Here is a 17142-nt window from a genome sequence, read left to right on the forward strand (position 1 = left end):
CTGGCTTTGTAGCGCTGCTACGAAACTCTAAAACCGCAATAGAAGAACCCCACCTTAGCTGGCCTCACGCGTTTAACTTGTAAAGAAGCTCTCATCAGGATGCATAGAAAGCAGAAAGCCCCGCACGGGGCGGGGCTTCTGGAAAAATTGAATACTTGCTGGTCTCTGTGTATTACAGGGTACGCTTGATTTCGCGCTCTTCGTAGGCCTCAATGATATCTCCCTGTTGCAGGTCATTGTAGTTCTTGATGCTGATACCGCACTCGTAGCCTTGTCTTACCTCAGAGGCATCATCTTTAAAGCGTTTCAGGGCGAGGATCTCACCTGAGTGAACCACAATACCGTCACGCACCAAACGTATTTTGGAGTTACGGGTAATGGTTCCATCTGTGACCATACAGCCGGCAATGGTACCCACTTTGGTGATTTTGAACACCTCCCGCACCTCTACGTTGGCTACTACCACTTCTTGTACCGTTGGCGCCAACATACCTTCCATGGCGTCTTTCACCTCATTGATGGCGTTGTAGATGATAGAGTAGAGCCTGATGTCAATCTGCTCCTGCTCTGCCAGCCTACGTGCGTTGGCCGAAGGACGAACCTGGAAGCCAATGATGATGGCGTCTGAAGCCGAAGCCAACAGAACGTCTGACTCGGAGATCTGACCTACTCCTTTGCTCAGGATGTTCACCTGCACCTCTTCAGTAGACAGTTTCAATAATGAGTCAGAAAGGGCTTCTACTGAACCGTCCACGTCACCGCGTACAATCACGTTCAGCTCCTTGAAGGTACCAATGGCCAAACGACGGCCAATCTCATCCAGGGTGATGTGTTTCTTGGTACGCATGCTCTGCTCACGCTGCAACTGCTGGCGGCTGTTGGCAATCTCACGGGCTTCACGCTCGGTCTCCATCACCACAAACTTGTCACCGGCCTGCGGTGCGCCATCAAGGCCTAACACCTGAATTGGCGCAGAGGGCCCTGCTTTTTTATGGCGTCTGCCTAGCACATCTGTCATGGCTTTCACACGGCCGTAATGGGAACCGGCAACAATCACGTCACCTACTTCCAACGTACCGGTTTGTACCAGAATGGTGGCCACGTAGCCACGGCCTTTGTCAAGGGCGGCTTCAATCACGGTACCCACCGCGCGGCGGTCTGGGTTGGCCCGCAACTCAAGGAGTTCAGCCTCCAGCAATACCTTCTCCAGCAACTCGTCAATTCCTTGTCCGGTCTTGGCCGAGATTTCCTGGCTTTGGTACTTACCACCCCACTCTTCCACCAGTACATTCAACTGGGCAAGTTCCTCACGGATCTTGTCTGGGTTGGCGGTTGGTTTATCAACTTTGTTGATGGCAATCACAATAGGTGAACCCGCCGCCTGTGCGTGGTTAAGAGCCTCTTTGGTCTGCGGCATCACGCTGTCATCAGCGGCTACCACAATGATGACCACGTCTGTTACTTTGGCACCACGGGCACGCATGGCGGTAAAGGCCTCGTGACCCGGCGTATCTAAGAAGGTGATGCTCTTACCTCCGTCTGTGGTTACCTGGTACGCACCAATGTGCTGGGTGATCCCCCCTGCCTCACCGGCGGTTACCTTTGAATTTCTGATGTAGTCAAGCAAAGAGGTCTTACCGTGGTCAACGTGACCCATAATGGTCACAATTGGGGCCCGCGGCTTCAGATCTTCTTCTGCGTCTACCTCCTCAATATTGGCGTTCTCCTCTTCCTCAGAAGAGGCAAACTGCACATCATACCCAAACTCATCGGCAATGATGGTGATGGCTTCGGCATCAAGGCGCTGGTTGATAGACACAAACATGCCAAAGTTCATACAGGCCTTGATCACATCATTCACGCTCACGTCCATCAAGGCTGCCAAGTCATTGGCAGACACGAACTCAGTAACGCGTAGAATCTTAGACTCCAGCTGCTCCTGCATTCTGCGCTCATCAGCGGCCTCTGCCACGGCAGAGCGTTTCTCACGGCGGTATTTGGATCTGTTGCCCTGGTTGCCTCCTTTGCCACCGCTCAAGCGGGCCAGGGTAGCCTTGATCTGATCCTGGATCTCCTTATCAGTCAATTCTGCACGCGGAGCAGATGGTTGCCCCGGACGGTTGTTGCCGCCTCCCGGACGGTTACCACCTGGACCACCGCCTGGACGGTTCCCCTGGTAGCCACCTCCTCCCGGGCGGTTGCCTTGCTGCGCACCGCCGGTTCCACCCTGGCGCTGGGCTGCCTGACCTGTCCCTAACGGACGGGTACTGGTAGCACGGTCGCCGGCGCGGTGGCCTTGTGGTGCAGATGTATTGGTTCCGCCCTGGGCACCGGTTTTAGGTACCTCAATGCGCTTACGTTTCTTTTTGTCTCCGCCTTGTCCCTGACCGCCAGGCTGGTTGCCTCTGCGGCGCTCATCTGAAGAAGCTACCGGCTTACCTCCTTTGCCACGGCCACCGCTCACCGGCAGTTCAATCTTACCTAATACAGTAAGACCTTTCAACTGGTCAGCCTGGGCTTTGATAGTCTCCTGCGGAGCTTCTGGCGCCGCTGCTTCTGGCTGTTGAGGTGCTGGCTGTTGAGGTGCCGGCGCCGGGGTTGCCGGTGGGGTTGGCGTAGCCGGAGCTACCGGGGGCTTGGGAGCCTGGGGAGCTGGGGCCGCCGCCTTAGGCGCTTCTGGTGCCGGAGCAGGTGCAGGTGGCTGTGGTGCCGCCGGTTTTTCTGGTGCTACGGGGGCAGCCGGGGCTTCTGGGGCTTTGGCTACATTTTATTGATTGCGGCTCCGTTCATCCTTGATTTTGACCGTGGCGGCGCCGAAACCTGGGTTCCCATTATAGTGGGTGCTGTTATTTTACTGCAGAACCTCATGACAAACTGGGAAGTGGGCGTATTCAGAGCCATGTCTGCTAACATGCACTTGAACATGGACTACCTGATTGGTATTTTCTTGGCGGCCTCACCCTGGATCTTTAATTTTGATGAGTATGTGTACCTGCCGCACCTGATTGTAGGTATTGTGATCCTGCTGCAGGCTATGATGACCCGTGTGGTTCCTGAGCATGGCGCTGTGACCAATGCCGGTCCTGCCAATGCCCGCCACCCCTACAGAGGGAGCAGCATGAACCATGGCCATACACACTAATTCTAGTGTAGACGCCAGTTAGTTAAAGAAAAAGCAGAAAAAAGGCCGGGAAATTTCCCCGGCCTTTTTTTTTGTTTTACCCCTGGGGCAAAAACCGGTGTAGCTTACACCCTTCCCATTGCGTACCTTTGTTCTATGAATTACCTATCAGCAGACGCTATATCTAAAAGCTTCGGAGACCGCTGGCTGTTCCAGAACCTTACCTTTGGCATTAACCGCGGGCAACGCGTAGCCTTGATTGGAGCCAACGGCGCCGGAAAAACCACCCTCTTGCAGATTTTGGCCGGTACCATTCCGCCAGACAACGGCACTGTGAGCGTACGCAAAGGCATCAAAGTAGGGTACCTGTGGCAGCAGCCCGAGTTCCCGGCCGGCGCCACCGTGCAGGAGGCCATTTTCTCAGGCCAAAGCGAAGTGCTGGAGGCTATCAGAGACTACGAGGCCTGTATTGCCGACCCCCACGTGTCTGACGCCAAAATGCAGAAGGTGATGGAGCGCATGGAGAACCTGCACGCCTGGGAATATGAGGTGCGCACCAAACAAATCTTAGGCAAACTGGGCATCCAGAACCTGGAGGTGATGGTAGAGCACCTGTCTGGCGGACAGAAAAAACGCGTGGCCATGGCGCGGGTGCTGATTGAGGAACCGGACCTGCTGATCCTGGATGAGCCCACCAACCACCTGGACCTGGAAACCATTGAGTGGTTTGAAAACCTGCTGACCACTGAGCAGACTACGCTCCTCATGGTGACCCACGACCGCTACTTTCTGGACCAGGTAGCCAATGAGATTGCAGAACTGGACCGCGGCCAGCTGTACACCTACAAAGGCAACTACAGCTATTATGTAGAAAAGAAGGCAGAACAGGAGGAAGCCAATGCCGCTGAGATGGGCAAGGCCAAACAACTGCTGAAGAAAGAACTGGATTGGATGCGCAAGCAGCCGCGCGCCCGGGGCACCAAGTCTAAATCAAGGGTAGACGCTTTTTACGACCTTAAAGACAAAACTTCACAGAAAGATACCCGCACCCAGCTGGAGCTGTCAGTGAAAAGCACCCGGCAGGGAAACCAGATTCTGGAGATTGACCACCTGAGCAAACGGTTTGGCGACAAAGTGGTACTCAATGATTTCAGCTATGTGTTCAGAAAGAAAGACCGCGTAGGCATTGTAGGCCCCAACGGAGCCGGCAAAACTACTTTTCTGAACATGCTGACCGGCCGCTTGGCCCCAGACAGCGGTGAAATCATTGCCGGCCAGACCACCGTCTTTGGGTATTACACCCAGTCTGAGCTCACCTTCAATGAAAACCAGCGCGTGATTGACGTGGTGAAAGAAGTGGCCGAGGTAGTGGAAACCGGCAACGGCGAAACCATTACGGCCAGCCAGTTTCTGCAACACTTCCAGTTTCCGCCCGCGCAGCAGTACACGTTTGTGAGCAAGTTGAGCGGCGGTGAGAAAAGACGCCTGCAACTGCTGCGCGTCCTGATCAAGAACCCCAATTTCCTGATTCTGGACGAGCCCACCAATGACCTGGACATTCAGACCCTGAACATTCTGGAGGACTTCCTGATCAACTTTGGCGGCTCTCTTCTGATTGTCTCCCACGACCGCTATTTCATGGACCGCCTGGTGGAGCACTTATTTGTCTTTGAGGAAAACGGCCACCTGCGTGATTTCCCGGGCAACTACACAGATTACCGGGAATGGGCAAAAGAGCGGGAAGCCTTGACCGCAGAGAAAGAAACAAGCCCCTCCTCTGTCCCCGCCGCCCCAGCCCCCGTTGCCACCCCGGCAGCGCCTGCAGAAACGACACCCAAGCGCAAAGCCACCTTTAAGGAGAAGCAGGAGTACGAGCAACTGGAGAAACAAATTGAGGAGCTGGAAGCAGAAAAAGAAAAGCTGACAGAAGAGATGAACTCCGGCGAAGGCGACCACAAACGTCTGGCAGAAATGGCCCAGCGCATTCAGCAGATCACAGACCAGGTTGATTCTAAAACCATGCGCTGGCTGGAACTGGCGGAGATTATATAGAAGCCGTGAATTCCAAATTCCTATTTCCGGGCTGTTCTTTAATAACGCGAAATAGGAAACCCACCACCAATTCATCAGAAAATCCATTCCATCAAAACTCCAACAATTTCAGGGCACCCTACTTCTGTGCCTTTCTGTTTTGGAGCCGTTTTGGCTAAAACGGCTCCAAAACAGAAAACCCGCCTAAGCTGGTTTTCAGCACAAGCACCAGACCAAAACCACCCACCCCAGTTCAGCTTAGAACCAAAGAGAGAAGGGGCTTCCATGATTAGAGCCTGAGCACAAGTGTCTTTTGTACCGCAAACGGATATTAAAAGAATCCTAGACTAACGGTTGCCTCACCCCCTAGCGTTGTCATGCTGCTTAAAAAACTGCAGAAAAACCTTTTACTCCCCGGTTTCGCCTGCAAAATCAATATGTAAACAGGGGCTTATGGGCTGCTTACAAACCAACACCTCCCCAGAATAGAGGCACAAGAGCTGGCTTTAACCATCTGATCTCCCCTAACTGCTAAGAAAAAAGCCCGTTGCAGATTTTACTCAGCCACGGGCTCCTCCCAATTTCTTTCCGCACCGCGGAAAATAGCTCTATTTAATACACGTTGGGCTTTCTCTGGTAACTGAAGGAGAAGCCTACTTTCTGAGGAGTACTCACCTGCTGCTCCTCCAGCTTCTGCTTCACGGTGATTTTCCTGATCTCATCTACCTCTGGCGCCACCAGGTCATTGTTGACCGCGGCAATCATGGCACTTTCAATGAAAAGACGCAGCGTCTCCTCGTCTATTTTATTTTTAGCCATGTCATTGTAAGACAGGTCCAGCTGCTTCACCCCTTCCAGGTAGAAATGGTTGTCAATATTGATCAACACCCGCCCCAGCAGGTAGCCAGGGTCATTTAACCGGTTGTACCTGATAGAGTCAGCCATGAAGTTATACGCCATGATATGCCCGAAGAACCGGCGCCTGAAATCTTCATCTACGTAGCGGCTGCGCATCAGCTCATGCTCATCTGGCAGGGTGATGATGTTGGAGTGCATGACAAAAATGAGCAGATCACCTGAGAACTTGATATGGAATTCAAAGTCATTGTAGCTGCGGTATTCAATTACCACACTGGCATCTACCCCAGAAAAACGTTCTTTTAAGCTGTCTACAATCTTAATGGCACAAGACCGCAGCTGTTCAAAGATTTCCTTGGTGTTTCTGAAGATAGCCTGCTTGGTGCTTGACTTCTGACGCAAACCTTCAAAAATTGACTCTATCCTGTCTTCCATAGCTCATCTTTTGGTTTTGTTGCCTTACTGCGTACTAGTGTTTGTTCTTCAATTGTACCCTGGCAGCGCCAATTTAGTTTTCATTCTCTGAACCGGCCGGGTAAATCTGCCCCTGGCCTGCCATGCGCGCCAGTTCCTGGCTAGTTAGCCCAGCCACCTCCTGGAGCACTTCCCATGTATGCTGCCCCAACCCGGGCGGGAATGACAACTCTGCCCGGGTCACCATCTCAGCGGTAAACGCCACCTGTCGCACCCCTTGCCACTGCCCGTTTTCACCGGCCAGCAACTGCCCCAGCCCCAGTGGCTGCGCCAGCGCCTCAGGCACCGTGTGCACCGCCCCTGCCGGCACATGTTGCTGAATCAACGCCTGCAGCAGCGGTTCCCGCTCAAACCGGTTTACCAATTCAGATAAACGCACATTGAGCGCCACCCGGTTTATTACCCTTCCCTTATTGGTTTTATACATCTCCTGCCCCGCCAGCGCGGGCTCCCCCAACACCTGGCACAGAGAGGAGAACTGCCGGTCATCTCCTACCGCCAGCACCAGCTCTTTGCCGTCTGCCGTGGTATAGACCGTACCGTAAGGGACAATATTGGGGTGCTCAGAACCCATTCTTTCAGGGGCTTTTCCCGCCACCAGGTAATTAGTGGCCTGGTTGGCCAGCGAAGAGAGCGCCGCCCGCAGCAGAGAAACTTCTACATACTGCCCCTGCCCGGTTTTTTCCCGCAGGTACAGCGCCGCCAGCAGCCCCTCTTTTAGCTGGTGGGCCGCCATGAGATCTATCATGGCTACCGGCATTTTCACTGGCCCGCCCCCTTTCTCACCGTTCATGTACATGAAACCCGCCTCGGCCTGCAGCACAGCATCATATCCGGCCCTTTTGCTTTCATTGCCATACCCGGTCACATGGCCATAAAGGAGCCTGGGGTTTTTGGCTGACAGGGTTTCATACTCCATTCCTAATTTCTCAGCGTCTCCCGGCTTAAAGCTCACCAGCACCACATCTGCCTTGGCCACGAGATCATAAACCGCTCTTTTGGCTTCAGCCGAGGCCAGGTCCAGACAAACAGACTTCTTTCCCCAGTTGGCGGCGGCAAAATAGGCAGACACGTCGCGGGAAGGGTCTTCAGATGAAAGTTTCCATTGCCGGGTCACATCTCCGCGGGAGCGGAGGTTTTCTATTTTAATGACTGTGGCTCCCATCTCGGCAAAGAACTGACCTACGCTGGGGCCGGCCAGCACACTTGCCAATTCCACTACCAGTAGATCATGGAACGCACCTTGGTTCTGCGGCATTCTGTTTTTGGGCTGTTTTTCCAAAAATGGGCAAAAAACAGGTAAATGAAAAGTGCAGGCACCGTCCAGGCAAAAACAGTCTTCCCTTCCATGCCCTCACTATGCAACTCGCCTTCATTTACTTTTCACCCCACCAATCTGCCAAACCAGGATAGGCAAAAAAAAAGGCGGCGACCTTGTGGCCGCCGCTTTTCCAAAGCATCCTATTGTAAAAACTTCTGTTTCTGTTATCTCACTACCAGGCGTTGAGTTTCAGTTACACCGTCTGCCGTGATAGAGATCATGTAGATTCCCTGGCTTAAACCCAGGCCAGTCAGGTTCAAGGTACCGTCAGCGTTCATGGCTCCTGTGTGCAGCACTCTGCCGCTCAGGTCAACCAGGCGAACATTCACAGTGCCTTTGGGAAGTTCTGCAAAGCGGATGTTCACATTGCCGTTGGTCACTGGGTTAGGGAACACACTCACTTTTGCCGTTCCATTTACTTCTGCGCCACCTGCGTTGTTGACAGAGATTACTTTTGAGTATTCTGTAGTACCATCCAGGTCAACCTGACGAAGGCGGTAGTAGGCAGTTCCTTTGGCGGCGCTACGGTCAGTGAAGGCGTAGTCAATGATCACTGATGTGTTACCGGAGCCTTTTACCTCGCCCACTTTTACAAAGTCCTTGCCGTTGGCGCTACGCTCAATCTCAAAGCGGTCATTGTTGATCTCTGTGGCTGTTGTCCAAACCAGTTCTACAGCACCGTTGCGGGACACGCCTTCAAATCTGGTCAGGGATACCGGAAGCGGGGTACCGGCGCCACAGTCAGCCACCACTACTGTAGCCTCTCTTGTTGTTGTGCCACACTCGCTGGTAGCAATTACTCTCACAGTCAATGGCTGGCCCAGCTGGTCTTCTTCAAAGATGGCCACTACTTCAACATATCCGTTTCCTTCGTCAACCGGGATGAAACCTTCTGGCAATTGGAATTCATAAGTAACGCCTTCCTGCACATTGGCCACTTCAAAGCGGTAGGTATCATCAGAGAGGTTACACACAGTGTCTGGGGCTACCAGTGTTACTTGCGGGGCACCGGTTGGGCAGGTGTTTTCACATTCAACCACTTTCACTGGCAAGCAAACCGCCTCAGCACCACAGTTGTTGGCATTTACCGCTACCACTGTTACATAAAGAGTGGTATCTACTGGTGCATTCACTTTTACGGTTACAGATCCGTAGGCCTGGCTCACTACTTCAAACTCATCTGGCAAGAAGAACTGATATTTGATTTTACCGGCTGCATCTGGGTTCTTCACAGAGAACGTATAGTTCTTGGTTGGGCTTGGGCAAACTTCATCTGGAGCGTTCACTTGCAGATCAGGCTTGGTGCACGGGCTGCAGTTTGGCTTTTTAGTTACCGGAATGGCATCATACCCAGCGCCGCAGATTTTGTTGTTTTTCTTCTGGTTGCTTGATACACTCACAGAAACTTCACCGGTAGTATTTCCTGCTTTCACAATCAACAAGTCGGTTCCTTGTCCAGAAACAATCTCCCAGCCAGCAGGCACTGACCAGTCATAGTCAAAAGATTTTTTGTTCCCGGCATTGCCGTTGCCATTTCCGTTGGCTTTTACTTTCTCTACATCTGCCTCAAACTTGAGCACATCTCCCTGGCAGAACTGGGCCGGACCAGTGATCACTACTTCCATTTTCTTACCTGGGTGCACAGGTTTTGTACGAACTTTGGTACCGCAGTCAGCATGGTTCACTTTCACTTTCATTGTACCAGGCTTCATACCCACTCTTACAGTCACACAGTTGGTACCCTGGCCAGAGATGATCTCCCATCCGGAAGGGGCGTTACCGGCATGCGCTCTTGGCACATCCCACACGTAAGAAGTATATTTTGAATCAGCTTTGATGCAGTAGGTTACCACATCACCAGGGCAAGGATTGGCAGGACCTGAAATGTCTGAAGGCTGGGAAGTGTTGCATTTTACACCGCCGTTGTTGTCATTTCCTTTTCCAGCGTTGTTTTTCCCCTTGCCACCGCCATTGTTACCATCTGTGTTTCCGCCAGTTGAGCCGTCACCACCAGTTAATACTCCACATTTGGCTAAGTCAAAGGTTACCATGCCTACAGTAGTTGACGCCTTGGCGGCCACCCGCAGGGTGCGCATGGTTGAAAATTCAAAAGCACTTACATCAAAGGTAAAGACGTCTGTAGCTCCGTTTTTATAACCGTTAATGCCAACACCCTCAAATTTAATTGAGTAGAAAGGGTTGTTCGTACCATTCTCTACTTTGTAATTATACTTTTCTGAGGCATAAGAAACAGCGTTTGAGGTAACGCCTGCTCCGTTTGGTAATTCAAAAGCTGCATAGCTTAAATCATTGGAGCAGTTGGTTTTGATTCTGAAAGACAACCGCACATAATCATTTTCAAGGTTCTCAGCACCTAAAAAGGTAAAATCAAAGCACTGATTGGAAGAAGTGCACTGCGCCTGCGCTTGCTGCGCCAAACCCAAAAGTATAAGCAATAGGGTACAACCCCATGAAAGTATTAGTTTTTTCATGACAATAGGAAAAAAATGGCAGTTTGGATATTTTCGCTAAAGAAGCAGCAACTCAAAGACCCACAAGGGGGTAAAGAAAGAATGGAACCTTAGTTCAGGAAGATCTGATAAGTAAGATCAGCAATCTTAGATTTGATCAAGAGAGGTAGTACAATTATTTTCATATTTTTATCTTTTCTTAAAGGTCTAACAACTAAACAATGTTCTATTTCATTGTTATATCTTCTTTAACGGAAGCAATTTTTAGCAGTTTCACTCTAATTGCACTTTCAATCAATCTTACAAACACCTTCTTTGTTTTATTATATATTTTTACTTGCATTTAGCGATTTAAATAACTTTAACACCAAAACCACCTTTTTAACTATATAACATTTCAAAGTTTAACACATAACAAACCATCTTAAGAGGCTTGCTAACCTCTACAAAACCATCCATTAACCATCTTCTTCACACTCCTGAATAATACCAGTTAAGCCACAAAAAAAAGGCGGTAACCATATGGTTACCGCCTTTCCAGGGCCTCCTTTTGCAACTACGCTTACCTATCTCACCATCAGCCTCTGGGTCTCGTTTACACCGCCGCCATTGATGGAGATCATGTAGACCCCGCTGCTCAACCCCAGGCCACTCAGGTTCAGTGTGCCGTCTGTGCTCAGCGTGGCAGTGTGCAGAACCCTTCCGCCCAGGTCAACCAGACGCACGCTCACCTCTCCTTTAGGCACCTCAGCAAAGCGGATGCTCACGTTACCGCTGGTCACTGGATTAGGGAACACGCTCACTTTAGCAGAGGCCCCTGCGTTGGCCACCCCTGCGTTATGCTTCACAGAGATCACCTTTGAGTATTCCTGCGAGCCGTCCAGGTCTACCTGGCGCAGGCGGTAGTAAGCCGCACCACTTGTGGCGCCGTTGTCAGTAAAGGTGTAGTCAATCACTACGCTGGTGTTACCTGAGCCTTTCACTTCGCCAATCTTCACGAAATCCTTACCGTTCAGGCTGCGCTCCACCTCAAAGCGGTCGTTGTTGATCTCAGTGGCCGTGGTCCAGGACAGCTCCACCGTTCCGTTTCTTGACACACCGTCAAATCTTGTGAGTGATACCGGCAGTGGGGTACCAGCGCCACACTCACTCACCACCACTGTAGCTTCTGCCGTTGCGGTGCCGCACTCGCTGGTGGCCACCACCCTTACCGTCTGCGGTTGACCCAACTGCTCTTCTTCAAACACAGCCACCACCTCAACGTACCCATTGCCCTCTTCCACCGGAACGAAGCCCTCCGGTAGTTGGAACTCATAACTCACGCCCTCCTGCAGGTTGGCCACTTCAAAGCGGTACGTGTCATCAGAAAGGTTGCAAACAGAGTCAGGGGCCAGCAAAGAAACCTTAGGGGCGCCGGCAGGGCAAGGAGTTGGGTTACAGCCTTTAGGGTTGAAAGCAACTGCACCAATGGTTCCAGCAGCTTTCGCCTGTACTTTAATGGTAGTCAGTTTTGCAAACTCAGCAGCCGTCAACTCATAAGAGAAGGTGTCAGAGGTTCCGTTTTTATAACCTTCCGCCGCTTTGGCCTCAAATTTCACAGAGTAGAAAGGGTTGTTAGTGGTATTCTCTACCGTGTATTTAAAAGTAGTGGCTTGGGGATTTTTAGCTTTTGCCCCGGCCGGCAACTGGAAAGCAACGTTACTCAAGGCGTTCCCGCAGTTGGTGATCACCTCAAATACTATTTTCACATTTCCGTTAGGGAGGGTCACATACCCTTTGTAAATAAACTTGAAGCACTCATCTACTGACACGCAATCACCCTCACCTGGCTGTTCACCACCGTTGTCCTGTCCACCGCAGTCAGGCAGTGGGCAAAGGGTTGGTTCAGCAGCAGTAGCGCAGGCTTTTACAGAAGAGGAAATGGTTGCCTGGTTTCTTACTTCATCTACGATCAAACTCGCAGACGCCTTGGTGAAGTCTAAAAAGCAAAGAGTGCCGGTGATAGTACCTTGATCAGTATTGGTTGAGGTGCCGTACACATGGAAAGTTCCTTTCCCTGTCACTTTGCCATGGGTGTTCTTGAAGTTACCTTTGATTTTGATGAAACCATCATTGGTCAGCTCAGAGATGCTGTTCATGTTATGGAACGTAAAACCAGCGGTTGACTGCTCTATATACCCACAAGCGTAGTTGAAGATACTGCCGTTGCTTTCAATATTTTTATGGCTGTAGATGCGGCCCCAGTTTTTGATAGAAGCTTGTGAATTCACATAAATCCTATCTGAGGTTACTGATCCATAATTCAGCAAAAGGTTTGGCTTTCCCACGCTTACCCCGCTGGGGAAGTTCAGACGGCCGGCAATCTTCACCGTTCCGCAGTTGTAGAAATAACCAGTGTTAATGTTCAAAGCGTCATCTGCAGTAGCCTTTACTTCAAATAAACCTTTATTATAGACAGTGGCTCCTGAATTCAAATGCACACTGTTGGAGAACACCATGTTCTTGTTGTTTTTCAAGGTGATTCTTTCAAACGCCTCTGGACTGCCCAAGGCCAGGGTCATGTCGCCGTTATTGATCACAGACCCTTTCTTGAAGAATACATTTCCCTGCACTTTTACAGTACCGTTGTTTACAAAGTAGGCAGAGTCATTGCTGTTGATCCCAAAGTCAAGGTTGGTCAGCTCCATTACTCCGTTCACGGTCACGGCCGACATGTTATTAAGCACCAACAATTTTCCTGAGCCCTTCAAAGACCCGTTCTGGTTGATCAACAACTCCCCTTTGCCATCTTTACCAACCCAAACTTCCTGATTGATGTTCACGGCGTGGTTGATGACAATTTTCTCACAGGAAGAGGGCACTCTGCCTTTGTCCCAGATAGAACGGTCAGAGAAGTTTCCAGCTTTCACTGAAGTGATGATTTCACCGCATTTGGCTGCAAAAGCCTGCTGGGTAATCCCGAAAAGTATAAGCAATAGGGTACAACCCCATGAATGTAAAGTTTTTTTCATGGCAATAGGAGGAAAGAAGGTTTTTGTATTTCTACTAAAGAATTGGCGTTTCAAACACGGCTACCGCGTGCATGTGGAGAGCAAAAGTCTAAAAAGGATAAACTTGAAAGGCAGTGGCTACCGCTTTAGGCTCATCAGAAAGAGAAAGTACAGCTTTTTTCATATTTCACAGTTTTACTCAGATTAGACATCACAACAACATTCTATTTTATTGTTATAAACTGTCTAACGGCCACGCCCTACACCTGTTTCACACAATTGCACTTTCACCTAATGTCACAAACACATTCCTTTATAAATACAATATTATTAGATATATAATCGCTAAAAACCGCATTTCATCCTATATACCACTATATACATATGTAATTTTTCTAGGCAATCCCCTTTTTCAACCTATTGCAAACAGCTAGTAAAACCATCACAGCAATGCAATTTATTTCACCTCAACCTAACATCAGGAAATGACCCTCCCCCACTTCCGTAGCCTCCGCAGGATCAGCCATTTATCAGCCTTCGCCTACCAGAAAAGACTCATAAGGCACTTCCAGCTTACGGGTAAGCCCACTGACTTTTCACTAAGGAGAAATGGTCTCACCGGAAAAAGCTATATTTACAGACTTTACATGACCGCCTGCGGTAAAACTTGAATGCAGGCAACCATTGAATCAATACTATGAGTGTTACATTTGAAGATTTTAACCTGCAGCATGACCTGTTAGACGGCATCAGGTCTATGGGGTATAAACAAGCCACCCCCATCCAAGCTCAAGCCATTCCCCACATACTAGAGGCCAAGGACCTGATTGCCTGTGCCCAGACCGGAACCGGTAAAACGGCCGCTTTCCTGGTGCCAACCCTGAGCAAGATCGCAGAAGCGAAGTTTGATTTCACCAGTACGTTAATTCTGGTTCCCACCCGTGAACTGGCCAAACAGATAGACGACCAGGTAGAAGGCCTCAGCTATTTCACCGGCGCCACCTCTATTGCCATCTATGGCGGCAACAACGCCCAAAACTGGGACCAGCAGAAAAAGGCCCTCACCAGCGGCGCCGACATTATTGTGGCTACGCCCGGCCGCCTCATTGCGCACATGCAGATGGGCTACGTTAGGCTGGACCAGGTAAAATACCTCATTCTGGACGAGGCCGACAAGATGCTGGACATGGGTTTCATGGATGACTTGATGAAAATCATCTCGCAGCTGCCCAAAGAGCGCCAGACCCTAATGTTCTCGGCCACCATGCCGCCTAAGATCAGGACCTTCGCCAAGCAGATTCTACATGACCCTGAGGAAATAAGTCTTTCCATCTCCAAACCGGCCGCCAACATTGACCAGCAGATTTACCTGGTATATGACAACCAGAAACTGCGTGTGTTGCAGCACATTTTAAAAGACGCCCAGATTCAGACCATGATTCTGTTCACGTCGCGTAAAAATGCAGTGAATGATATTGTGCGCTCCCTGCAGAAAATGGGCTTTGAGGCCGAAGGCATTAGTTCAGACAAAACCCAGGACGAACGCGAAGCCACTTTGCAGAAATTTAGAAACAAGCAGCTGCAAGTGCTGGTGGCCACCGATGTGATGTCCCGCGGCATTGACGTAGACAACATTAGCCACGTGGTGAACTTTGACGTGCCCCAAGACGCCGAGGACTATGTACACCGCATTGGCCGTACCGCCCGCGCCGGCACCAAAGGCATGGCCATCACGTTTGTGAACGAGCAAGACCAGGAACGTCTGGTGAAAATTGAAAAGCTGATTGAGCGCGAGCTGCCCAAATTGCCGCTACCAGAAGGTGTGGGCGAAGGTCCAGCCTTTGACCCGGTAGGCAACAGCCGCCGAGGCGGCCGCGGAGGAAAGCCCGGTTCTTCGGCCGGAAGAGGCCGCCCAGACGGCAGACGCAGGGAAGGCCAAAGCAGCGGCGGCGAACGCCGGAACGACCGCCCTAGAAGAGATGACCGCAAACCGCGCGGCGAAAAGCCAGCTGACGGCACCGCACCGGCTTCGGCTCCCCGCCCACCTAGAACTGAAGGCCAGCCTCAGGGCCCCAGGGCCGAAGGCGAAGAAGTGAAACGCAAGAAGAAGCGCCGCAAGAAGCCGGCCAATCGTCCGCAAGCAGAAGGCGGCGGGCAAGTACCAGCCGCCAACCCAACTTCAGCGGCAGAATAGATTAAAAAACAGAAGGCCTCCCGTTGGGGAGGCCTTCTGTTTTTGGGCTACTTTTAGAAAAACAGGCCGAAGACGCACTTTCTATCAGGTTAAGCTCTATCCAGCAGCAACCCAATGCCCAGCAGCAGCACAAACAGCAGCGTGCTCATGGCCATCTGCTTCAGGAGCGGGTCCAGTTCAGCGGGTGTCTGCCTGCGTTTCACCTCACGGCCATTGTACAGCAGCATGGGCAAAGACCCCAAAAACAGCCACGGCCAAAGCGTGTGGTTTTCCCGCACCAGCACAAACACCGCCGCACAGACAATACCGCCCAGCAGCAGGAGCCAATGGTAATTTCTGGCCCGCAGGGCGCCCAACCGCACCGGCACCGACCTTTTCCCGGCCAGTTCATCTGATTTGATGTCTCTGATGTTGTTCACGTTCAAAACCGCCGCCGAGAATAAACCAAGGCTGGAAGCGGGCAGCAGAAGTTCAGAGAAAATGCGCTCTGTTTGCAGAAAGTACGTTCCCAGCACTCCTACCCACCCGAAGAAGAAGAACACCGAGATATCGCCCAATCCGGCGTAGCCGTACGGTTTGCCACCGTTGGTGTAGCCAATGGCCGCCCAGATAGCGCCAATGCCCAACAGCAGGAAGAAGAGAAACAGGTACAAACCTGAGGATCCCAGCGCTACCCAGAGCAAGGCCACCCCTGAAAACAGAGACAGCAAGCTGAAGACAATAATCGCCGCCTTCATCTGGCCCGGCGTTATCTGCCCCGCCTGCACGGCCCGTTTGGGACCCTCACGGTGTTGGCTGTCGGCGCCGTGCCTGGTATCACCGTAGTCATTGGCCAGGTTGGAGAGAATCTGCAGGAACAGCGTAGTCAGCACGCAGAGCAGCAGCACCGGCCACCGTGATAGGTGGTCGGCGGCGGCCAGGAAACCGCCCATGCCAATGCAAGACAAAGAAAGGGGCAGCGTGCGTAACCGGAAAGCCGATACCCACGTGCCCGCACTAGGCCGTTTCTGGCCTGTTTTTTCCAAATCCACGTAAAACTAGAGGTTAATGTCGCGCAGCAGTTCTTCGCTCAGCGGAGTCACTTTTGAGGGATAGAACTTCAGGATTTTGCCGTCTTCTGAAATCAGGTATTTGCTGAAGTTCCAGGCCGGGGCTTCGGCGGTCACGCCGTTCAGGTCTTTGTTGGTGAGCCACTTGTAGAGCGGCTGCTGTTCAGCGCCAATCACAGATGCCTTCTGGAACAGCGGGAACGTCACCCCGAAGTTCTTCTGGCAGAACTCGGCAATATCTTCGTCTGAGCCCGGCTCCTGCCCGCCAAAGTCGTTGGCCGGGAACCCCAGCACCACCACCTTGTCGCCGTGCAGCTTGTGCAGTTTCTCCAGGTCAGCGTACTGCTTGGTGTAGCCGCATTTGGAGGCCACGTTCACAATCAGGATTTTCTTGCCTTTGTACGGTTTGAGGGTGGTCTTTTTCCCCTCGTTGGTCACCAGTTCAATGTCATAGATAGAAGAAGCCGCGGTTGATTCCATAGCAGTCGTTTTTTGGGTTTTCACCTCCTGGGTAGACGCCACCGGCGTAGAACAGGCCAGCAGAAGGCTTAAGGAGAGAAGGCTTAATACTTGTTGCATACAATTTTGTCTTATCGGGTTAACCGGAATTCTACTATTTTGTTGTGCCAAGCG

At 51.4% G+C, this 17142-nt stretch carries 9 protein-coding genes and 1 pseudogene; 3 read left to right on the forward strand and 7 right to left on the reverse strand.

What is annotated here, in order from left to right; genetic code table 11:
• Positions 1-172: 172 nt before the first annotated feature.
• Positions 173-2758: pseudogene (gene infB, locus A8O25_RS12095) on the reverse strand (translation initiation factor IF-2); the annotation flags it as partial.
• A 12-nt stretch (positions 2759-2770) separates the two neighbouring features.
• Between infB and A8O25_RS12100 the strand changes: the two are divergent.
• The gene (locus A8O25_RS12100; protein ID WP_066835174.1) at positions 2771-3142 is read left to right on the forward strand and encodes an SPW repeat domain-containing protein; all 372 of its coding nucleotides are present in this window, start codon (positions 2771-2773) and stop codon (positions 3140-3142) included.
• Between the two features lie 135 nt (positions 3143-3277).
• Positions 3278-5173, forward strand: coding sequence for an ABC-F family ATP-binding cassette domain-containing protein (locus A8O25_RS12105; RefSeq protein WP_066835179.1), 1896 nt, complete (start codon positions 3278-3280; stop codon positions 5171-5173).
• 591 nt (positions 5174-5764) lie between these two features.
• On the opposite strand, the gene A8O25_RS12115 is transcribed toward A8O25_RS12105, so the two are convergent.
• The 4 genes from A8O25_RS12115 to A8O25_RS12130 form a co-directional block, all read right to left on the reverse strand.
• Positions 5765-6445: a hypothetical protein gene (locus tag A8O25_RS12115; RefSeq protein WP_066835183.1), complete on the reverse strand. Its 681-nt coding sequence runs from the start codon at positions 6443-6445 to the stop codon at positions 5765-5767.
• A gap of 73 nt (positions 6446-6518) precedes the next feature.
• Entirely contained in the window at positions 6519-7742 is a 1224-nt protein-coding gene (locus A8O25_RS12120; protein WP_066835185.1) for a CaiB/BaiF CoA transferase family protein, read from the reverse strand.
• Between the two features lie 227 nt (positions 7743-7969).
• On the reverse strand, positions 7970-10261 hold the full coding sequence (locus tag A8O25_RS12125) for a T9SS type A sorting domain-containing protein (RefSeq protein ID WP_066835187.1): 2292 nt from the start codon (positions 10259-10261) through the stop codon (positions 7970-7972).
• A gap of 581 nt (positions 10262-10842) precedes the next feature.
• A complete protein-coding gene (locus A8O25_RS12130; protein WP_082893598.1) occupies positions 10843-13287 on the reverse strand; it encodes a T9SS type A sorting domain-containing protein in 2445 nt (814 codons plus the stop codon).
• Positions 13288-13963: 676 nt separating this feature from the next.
• Between A8O25_RS12130 and A8O25_RS12135 the strand changes: the two genes are divergently transcribed.
• Positions 13964-15460, forward strand: coding sequence for a DEAD/DEAH box helicase (locus tag A8O25_RS12135; protein WP_241499012.1), 1497 nt, complete (start codon positions 13964-13966; stop codon positions 15458-15460).
• A gap of 89 nt (positions 15461-15549) precedes the next feature.
• On the opposite strand, the gene A8O25_RS12140 is transcribed toward A8O25_RS12135, so the two are convergent.
• Both A8O25_RS12140 and A8O25_RS12145 read right to left on the reverse strand, forming a co-directional pair.
• Positions 15550-16485: a 1,4-dihydroxy-2-naphthoate polyprenyltransferase gene (locus A8O25_RS12140; RefSeq protein WP_066835208.1), complete on the reverse strand. Its 936-nt coding sequence runs from the start codon at positions 16483-16485 to the stop codon at positions 15550-15552.
• A 12-nt stretch (positions 16486-16497) separates the two neighbouring features.
• Positions 16498-17088 carry a glutathione peroxidase gene (locus A8O25_RS12145; RefSeq protein ID WP_066835189.1) on the reverse strand — a complete coding sequence of 197 codons (591 nt, stop codon included), beginning with the start codon at positions 17086-17088 and terminating at the stop codon, positions 16498-16500.
• Between the last annotated feature and the right edge of the window lie 54 nt (positions 17089-17142).

Source organism: Rufibacter ruber, assembly GCF_001647275.1.
Classification (GTDB): domain Bacteria; phylum Bacteroidota; class Bacteroidia; order Cytophagales; family Hymenobacteraceae; genus Nibribacter; species Nibribacter ruber_C.